This window comes from Erysipelothrix tonsillarum DSM 14972 (genome assembly GCF_000373785.1).
GTDB lineage: Bacteria > Bacillota_I > Bacilli_A > Erysipelotrichales > Erysipelotrichaceae > Erysipelothrix > Erysipelothrix tonsillarum.
Genome location: NZ_KB892377.1, coordinates 723,025 through 731,061, shown reverse-complemented (window position 1 = coordinate 731,061; position 8,037 = coordinate 723,025). Strand labels below are relative to the sequence as shown.

8 protein-coding genes and 1 rRNA gene are annotated in these 8,037 nt (G+C 34.9%); all 9 read left to right on the top strand.

All coding sequences use genetic code 11. The annotated features are described in order from the left end of the window. The first annotated feature begins 130 nt into the window (after positions 1 to 130). Positions 131 to 244, top strand: a 5S ribosomal RNA gene (gene rrf, locus B096_RS0103415). 79 nt (positions 245 to 323) lie between these two features. After that, on the top strand, positions 324 to 743 hold the full coding sequence (tsaE, locus tag B096_RS0103410) for a tRNA (adenosine(37)-N6)-threonylcarbamoyltransferase complex ATPase subunit type 1 TsaE (protein WP_018579388.1): 420 nt from the start codon (positions 324 to 326) through the stop codon (positions 741 to 743). Then, entirely contained in the window at positions 743 to 1,306 is a 564-nt protein-coding gene (gene tsaB / locus B096_RS0103405; protein WP_018579387.1) for a tRNA (adenosine(37)-N6)-threonylcarbamoyltransferase complex dimerization subunit type 1 TsaB, read from the top strand. Before tsaE ends, tsaB begins: the two co-directional genes overlap by 1 nt. Next, entirely contained in the window at positions 1,306 to 1,734 is a 429-nt protein-coding gene (gene rimI, locus B096_RS10050) for a ribosomal protein S18-alanine N-acetyltransferase (RefSeq protein ID WP_018579386.1), read from the top strand. The genes tsaB and rimI overlap by 1 nt, the downstream gene beginning before the upstream one ends. Further along, entirely contained in the window at positions 1,735 to 2,745 is a 1,011-nt protein-coding gene (gene tsaD / locus B096_RS0103395; RefSeq protein ID WP_018579385.1) for a tRNA (adenosine(37)-N6)-threonylcarbamoyltransferase complex transferase subunit TsaD, read from the top strand. It begins immediately after the preceding gene. Positions 2,746 to 2,802: 57 nt separating this feature from the next. Further along, positions 2,803 to 3,426: a redox-sensing transcriptional repressor Rex gene (locus tag B096_RS0103390; protein WP_003774010.1), complete on the top strand. Its 624-nt coding sequence runs from the start codon at positions 2,803 to 2,805 to the stop codon at positions 3,424 to 3,426. A 19-nt stretch (positions 3,427 to 3,445) separates the two neighbouring features. After that, the gene (gene asnS, locus B096_RS0103385) at positions 3,446 to 4,828 is read left to right on the top strand and encodes an asparagine--tRNA ligase (protein WP_018579384.1); all 1,383 of its coding nucleotides are present in this window, start codon (positions 3,446 to 3,448) and stop codon (positions 4,826 to 4,828) included. An 8-nt stretch (positions 4,829 to 4,836) separates the two neighbouring features. Continuing rightward, a complete protein-coding gene (locus B096_RS0103380) occupies positions 4,837 to 6,135 on the top strand; it encodes an N-acetylmuramoyl-L-alanine amidase (RefSeq protein WP_018579383.1) in 1,299 nt (432 codons plus the stop codon). Between the two features lie 19 nt (positions 6,136 to 6,154). Beyond that, positions 6,155 to 8,005 (top strand): ribosomal protection-like ABC-F family protein, encoded by a 1,851-nt coding sequence (gene abc-f, locus B096_RS0103375; protein ID WP_018579382.1) that lies wholly within the window; start codon positions 6,155 to 6,157, stop codon positions 8,003 to 8,005. The last annotated feature ends 32 nt before the right edge of the window (positions 8,006 to 8,037 follow it).

Sequence of the window (8,037 nt, the reverse complement as noted above, 5' to 3'; positions counted from 1 at the left end):
AAGCATAGTGATATGTGGAGCTGACTGATACTAATAGGTCGAGGTTTTAATCACAAAAGATACAACGATTCGAAAAAGATCAAGTTTCTGTTATTCAGTTTTGAGAGTTCATCTCTCTAATGTAATATGATCTGGTGATTTGAGCGAAGTGGTCACACCTGTTCCCATCTCGAACACAGAAGTTAAGCACTTTAGCGGCGACAATATCTAGCCACGCGCTAGTGAAGATAGTTCATTGCCAGGTAATTCGACACTCTACTTAGAGTGTCTTTTTTGTATATTTGTGTAAAAAGTGTGATATAATTACTCGGATGGTGATAAAAATGGAAAAACAATTTAAAACGTATTCAGTAATGGAAACAATGAAACTTGGAGAAGAATTTGGTCAAAGTCTGTCTAAAGGATGTTTAATTTCTCTAGCAGGTGACCTTGGTGTCGGAAAGACAGCCTTTACCAAAGGACTTGCAAAAGGGTTAAATATTCATGAGACAATCAGCAGTCCTACTTTTACAATTCTTAAGGAATATGATGGTAGATTGAATCTTAAGCATATTGATGCATATCGATTAGAGGGTGTTTCCTCTGATGCAATCGGTCTTTTTGATTTAATGGATGATGAAAATGTAGTAGTTCTTGAGTGGGGCAAATATTTAGATGATTTGGATTTTAAATTAGATTATCTAATCACACTTCAATATGATGATGAAAATGAAAGAACAATTACAATTGAGGAGCTAAAATAATGAATACATTAATTATTGATACATCGCATAAATACCTTGCAGTCGGTGTTGCGGTTGATAATATGTTAGTTGCGAAAAAACAAGCATTGATGAATAAAAAGCAATCTGAATTCTTATTAACATACGTTGATGAGGTCATTAAAGAAGCTGGTTTGATGCCTTTGTCTATCGATGAAGTCGTTCTAACGAGTGGTCCAGGAAGTTACACAGGCCTTCGAATTGGGATGACATTTGCTAAGACATTTGCGCTTGCAAATCATACTTTAAAAATTTATAAGGTTAACACTCTCTTGTCTTTGTCTGGCTTGAAAACAGGGTTTACTTTCATTGATGCACGTTCCGCTCGTGTCTTTGGAGCGTTCGTATCGAATGGTTTAGTACGTGATGAACGTATCTATTCACTCGAAGAGTTAAAAATAATTCAGGATGATTTATTTGGTGATTTAAACTTACTTGAAAAAGAAGAGATAGAACCTAATATTATCGAAAATATACTCTCCGTAAAAAACGCATGGATCTTGGAAGAGAATATTGATCTTTTAGTTCCAGATTACATAAAATAATGATTCGAAAAGCTGAACTTAGTGATATTCGAGAAATATATGATATCGATCGACTTGTTCTCACTTCACATTGGAGTGAGGTCCAATATTTAGATGAAATATTAAATCCACTATCGTTCGCATATGTAATTCAAGCAAATGATTCAGTCGTTGGATTTTATATTTTAAGAGCAATTGAGGATACGGGTGATATTTTGCAAATTGCAGTTTCCCCTAATTACCAAGGCCAAGGTTTTGGAACTAAATTAATGAGTCATCTTTTAAAGATGGCACAAAGTATTGAAGTATTTAATGTTCTATTAGAAGTAGAAGAAAATAATCACAGAGCTCTAAGTCTATATGCGGCCTTTGGTTTTGAGAATCTTTCGGTTCGAAAAGGCTATTATGGGCAAAATAGAAATGCTATTGTGATGAGAAAGGTGTTATAAATGTTAATATTAGCTATAGAGTCAAGTTGTGATGAAACATCTTGCGCGATAATTAAAGATGGAATAGAAGTGCTTAGCAACTCTGTATCCACTCAAATTGAAATTCACAAACAATATGGTGGTGTTTTTCCCGAAGTGGCTTCAAGGCTGCATGTTGAAAATATTAATATTGTTATAAAGGATGCTCTAGTAAAAGCAAACATTCAAATTGAAGATGTTGATGCAATTGCATTTACACAAGGTCCAGGATTAATCGGATCACTTCATGTTGGTGTTATGGCTGCCAAAACAATTGCTTGGAGTTTGGGGAAACCGCTTGTTCCGGTACATCATATTGCAGGTCATATTTATGCTAACAAGTTAGTAGGTGAATTGAAATTTCCTTTATTAGCCCTTGTTATCTCTGGTGGTCATACTGAGTTAGTATCGATGACGGACGAATATCAGTTTGAAGTAATTGGTAAAACACAGGACGATGCTGTCGGTGAAGCCTTTGATAAGGTAGCACGTTTGTTAGGATTAGGTTATCCAGGAGGACCTGTTATTGATAAATTAGCTCAAACAGGCACAGTTAATTATCAATTACCAAAAGTAAAAACTGAAAATCCACTCGATTTTTCTTTTAGTGGGCTTAAGTCTGCGGTGCGTCAGTTAACACTTCGTGAAGAGCGTAATAACAGAGACTTAATAGTCGAGGATGTTGCTTTTGCATTTCAACATGCTGCTGTTGGTGAACTGATGTCACGTGTTGAATATGCACTTGAGCATTCTCAAATCGAGTATCAATCTCTCGTTTTAGCAGGAGGTGTCGCTGCGAATTCAGAGGTTCGAAAACAAATATTNAATTTAAATGTGAAATATCCGCATTTGAATATACTTGTTCCACCTCTTTGGGCTTGCATGGATCAAGCTGCAATGATTGGTATTGCGGGTCAAATAGCCTTTGATAAAGGTGTTAGAGGAGATTGTGAAATTTCGGCACTTTCTAACAAACAACTGATTTCTTATTAAAGTTTTCACATTTAAACTAACTTGACTTTGTGATATGATTTACACGGTGGTGATATCATGAGTAATATATCTAATGTACCTAAAGCAACTATGCAAAGGTACCCTATATATTTAAAAGCATTAAGAAAACTCTATAATATGGGTGTTGAACGTATCTTATCTCGAGAACTTTCATTATTTGTAGATATTGAATCTACAACAATTCGTCGTGATTTTTCGTTTATTGGTTCTCTCGGTAAGCAAGGATATGGATACGATGTTAAAACACTTATTGAAACGTTTGATAATTTATTAGGCGTGAGTTTTGAAGAAGAATTAATTTTAGTGGGTGCTGGGAATCTAGGACGTGCTATTTTGAATTACAATCGTTGGAATCATGTTGTTGGTGAAATTGCGTGTGCATTTGATATTGATCCTAACAAATTAGGGGAAGCTTCCGATATCCCAATTTATCATATGAGTGAATTGGAAGAAAGAATGCCGAAAGGTTGTAGAATTGCAATTGTTACAGTGTCCAAAAACGTTCAAGAAACAATCGATAAACTTGTTGATTTGGGTATTGTTGGGATTGTTGATTTTTCAAGCGAGCATATTCAAGTTCCAAAACATGTCATTGTAAAAACTGTTGATGTTGTATCTACAGTTCAGGAATTAATTTTCCAAACTAATAATATTCGTTAAAAATAGTTGAGGTGTAAAGATGATTTCATATTTAACAATACGAGAGTGTTATGACTTAATGTCATATGGCTCAGAAATTGAAGTAGATGCAATCGAATTTGTTCAATTGCAGGGTTGGGTAAGAACTAACCGTAAAGGGAAAAACGTTGGGTTTATTGAACTTAATGATGGAACCTATTTTAGAAGTGCTCAATGTGTTTACGCAGCGAGTTTGGATAACTATGATGAAATCGGAAAGTATAATACTGGAACAGCAATTACTGTTACTGGACTTTTCAAAGCAACCCCAGATGGTAAACAACCTTTTGAAATTGAGGTTAAAGAAGTAAAACTTGAGGGAGCTTGCAGCTCAGATTACCCATTACAAAAGAAACGACACAGTTATGAATATCTTCGTGAAATTGCACATCTACGTGTACGTACGAATTCATTTATGGCAGTATTTAGAGTTCGATCAGTACTGTCGATGGCAATTCATGAGTTTTTCCAAGACCAAGGATTTGTTTACGTTCATACGCCTGTAATTACAGGAAATGATGCTGAAGGTGCTGGAGAAGCATTTGTAGTTACTACGCGCGAAGATGCAGATTACGAAAAAGATTTCTTTGGGAAAAAGGCAAGTCTCACAGTTTCAGGTCAATTACATGCAGAAGCGTTTGCGCTCGCATTTAGAGATGTTTATACTTTTGGCCCAACATTTAGAGCTGAGAATTCAAATACAGCACGTCATGCTAGTGAGTTTTGGATGGTTGAGCCAGAGATTGCTTTTGCCGACTTAGAAGATAATATGAATCTAATCGAAGATTTAGTTAAATATTGTATTGAGTATGTACTCGAAAATGCTCCAGAAGAAATGAAGTTTTTCAATGAACGAATTGATGATACACTTCTTGAACGTTTAAATGCTCTTGTATCAAGTGAATTCAAACGTATGTCTTATACAGAAGCAGTCGAGTTATTACAAAAAGAAAATGATCGTTTTGAATATAAAGTTGAATGGGGTACAGACTTACAATCAGAACATGAACGTTACTTAAGTGAAGAAGTTGTTAAAGGCCCTGTATTTATAACAGATTATCCAAAAGAAATTAAGTCGTTCTATATGCGTTTAAATGATGATGGAAAAACAGTAGCTGCTTGTGATTTATTGGTGCCACATGTTGGTGAACTTGTGGGTGGATCGCAACGTGAGGAACGTTTAGATGTACTTGAAAATCGTATGCAAGAACTGGATATTCCTAAAGAAAGTCTAGAGTGGTATTTGGATTTAAGACGTTACGGCGGTGTTAAACATGCTGGATTTGGTATTGGATTTGAGCGTTTCTTAATGTATATTACTTCGATGACAAATATTCGTGATGTACTTCCATTTGCGCGTACGCCACGTCATTTAGATTACTAGGTGTAATAATGGATTATAGATCAAACTATGTTCCAAAAAAAAGAAAAAAAGTGAACTACAAAATTGTAGTTCCTTTTATTCTTTTAATCGGATTATTGTGTTATGCGGTATATGATTTATATAAGCCTATAAATCCTGACACCAATACACAATTTTCTATTTGTAAGACGGATTTTAGTCAAACACAAGAAATGCTTGAATCCATTGAACATTTATCGCCGATTGATTTAAAAGATTATGGTATTTATGGACAGACTTTAGGATTATACAATAAAGATTACGCGGTTCATGAACAAGATCCATTTGATGGGAAAACGGTATTTTTAAATAATCTCTGTAAAAATGAAGAGAGTGTTTACATGATGAATGTTGATTTAGACAATAAAATTCCGATGGAGATGTTAGAAGATGGATTTTATCAAGTAAAAATACTTGAAGGGTTGAATCAATTATCTCTTCGAAGTGAACAAAAAATAGACGATGTTTTCTATTCTGTTTCAAAAGATGGTTATTCAAAGAAAATAAGAATTATTGCAGATATGGATTTATTCAATAACGAAGATAAAGAAGTTATGAATGATAATTACGTTTTTCTAGAAGTTTCTTCCGTTGAAACGCCCAAAGACAAATATGACATCGTATTGGATCCTGTAGGCTTAGTTGAAGACGCTAATGGAATAGTAGATCATGGTGGCGAGCGTGAAGGTTTGATTGAAAGTGATGAAATGTACCGTACTGCTGAAGCAATTCAACAGAAATTAGAAGCGAAAGGATTACGAGTAATGATTGCTCGTGATAACGACAAACCAAAATCTCTAAACGGGTCGAATGGCCGATTAAAAACGGCATATGATGTTGATGCGAAATACTATATTCAGTTGCGTTTGCCAAACAGTCCATACGCTGGAGATAAAGGAACAACGATAATGTATTCGAATTTTACGTCGAATAAATTAGCGACAAATATCATGAAAAACCTTGTTAATGACACTTCTTTAAAACCATCAATTTGGTCATCGGGTAGAAGTATGGCGGGTGTTTATCATCCTGAAAAGATTGAAGGATTTGATTCAGTTGACTCAATTCGTGAGGCTGGTGGACGGTTTACAGGAGCGGGTTTGATGGATGATACTTATATGGATTTGAACGATTTTGCTGCGGATAGTAACAAGGGGATGCAATCAATTGTAATTGAATATGGGTTCATGAACGATGATGAAACTTTCAATACATGGAAGCAAGAGTATACAAAAATTGTAGAAGCAACAGTAAAGGGCATCCTAACTGAATTAGGATATCCAAATTAAAAAATTTAGGTGATAGAAAATGCTAGTTCAAGTTAAAAGTGCATTTAAATCTTTTGGAAGCCAAGAGCTTTTTAAAGATTTGAATTTATTAATTCAAGAAAATGAAAAAGTTGCATTAATCGGTGCAAATGGGGTCGGGAAGACGACCCTCTTTAATGTCTTATCAGGTAAAGAACATCTTGATAAAGGAGATGTATTTTGGAAGTCAGGTATACGCACTGGATTCTTAGAGCAAATTCATGTTACTCATGAAAAAGTTCTCCTTAAAGAATATTTTGCAGAAGCATATCAGGATATTACACAATTACAAATTAAATTAAACGATCTCGAAGAAGTAATGAAAACCGATCACAGCGACAAAGTCTTAAAAGCGTATGATCGAATCCAAACCGAATTTTTAAGACGTGGTGGATATTCAATTGAAACTGAAGTGAATACCTTACTTACTAAATTTAATTTTAAGGTCGAAGATTTAGAACGTTCTCTTGAAACATTCTCGGGTGGACAAGTGACACGCCTCGCATTTGTGAGACTTTTACTCAGCAAGCCAGATATTTTGTTTTTAGATGAGCCAACGAACCATTTGGATATTTCTACGATTGAATGGCTTGAAGGTTATCTAAATGCATATGATGGTGCTGTTGTTGTAGTATCTCATGACCGATTATTTTTGGATCGTGTGTGTAATGTTGTTGTGGAAATTGAAGATTATGTTGCGACACGCTATGCGAGCAATTATACGGGGTATCTTACCTTAAAAGAAAAAGATATTGAGCGACATAATATTAAAGTTCGTAATCAACAAAAAGAAATAGAACGCATCGAAGGTTTGATTGAGAAGTTTCGTTATAAGAAAAATAAAGCTGCCTTTGCACAATCAAAAATTAAGTATTTAGATCGTATCGAACGCCTGGATAAAAAAGATTCAAAAAGCCAAGAATTTAAAGCTGAATTTAAATCAAGATTACGCGGAGGAAAGGAAGTCCTAACACTAAGTGATTTCTCAGTCGGGTACGATAAACCATTAACGACGGTTACACAAACGTTTTCCAGAGGACGACGTTATGCCATTGTAGGGGACAATGGTACGGGTAAGTCGACGCTTTTAAAATCCCTAGCAGGCCGTCTTGAACCCCTTGGTGGCGAAATCTTATTGGGTCATCAAATCGAAATGGGCTATTTTGATCAAAACCTTCTTGATTTTTCAATGGAAAAAACAATTCTTGAAGAGGTTTGGGATGATTTCCCTGAACTTGATCATACGGAAATCAGGACTGCATTAGGACAATTTCTATTTAAAGGTGAGGAAGTTTTTAAATCGGTTGCTGTCTTATCGGGTGGCGAACGTGTTCGTCTATCGCTTGTAAAATTGATGTTGAGTCATGATAACTTACTTGTACTTGATGAGCCTACGAATCATCTTGATATTCAAGGTAAGGAAGCACTTGAGAAATCATTGATTAATTACGATGGTACGATGATATTTGTGTCTCATGATCGTTATTTTATTGAAAAATTAGCAACAGATATTCTTTTACTTAAGGATGGCGAACTTCAACATACCGAAAAGTCTATGACTGAAATTGTTAATGAAGGAAAACAGAAAGTAACCGAGCAAAAGGCAAATAATAAAGATGAATATGTTAATATCAAAAAATTAAAAAACAGACAAAAGAAACTCGAAGAAGAATTAATCGAGTATTATGAGGATTTGGAAGTTCATCGTGAACTGCGGTTCAATCCTGATTATTATCATGATTATGAGAAAATGAATCAATTAAATCAAACTATTGATGAAATTCATAATGCAATCAAGCACCGAGAAAATGAATGGGCTGAGGTTTCTGAAATCTTAGAAGAAAACGCTTAGAATTCGCTTTCTTATTTGGCTATTTTGATATT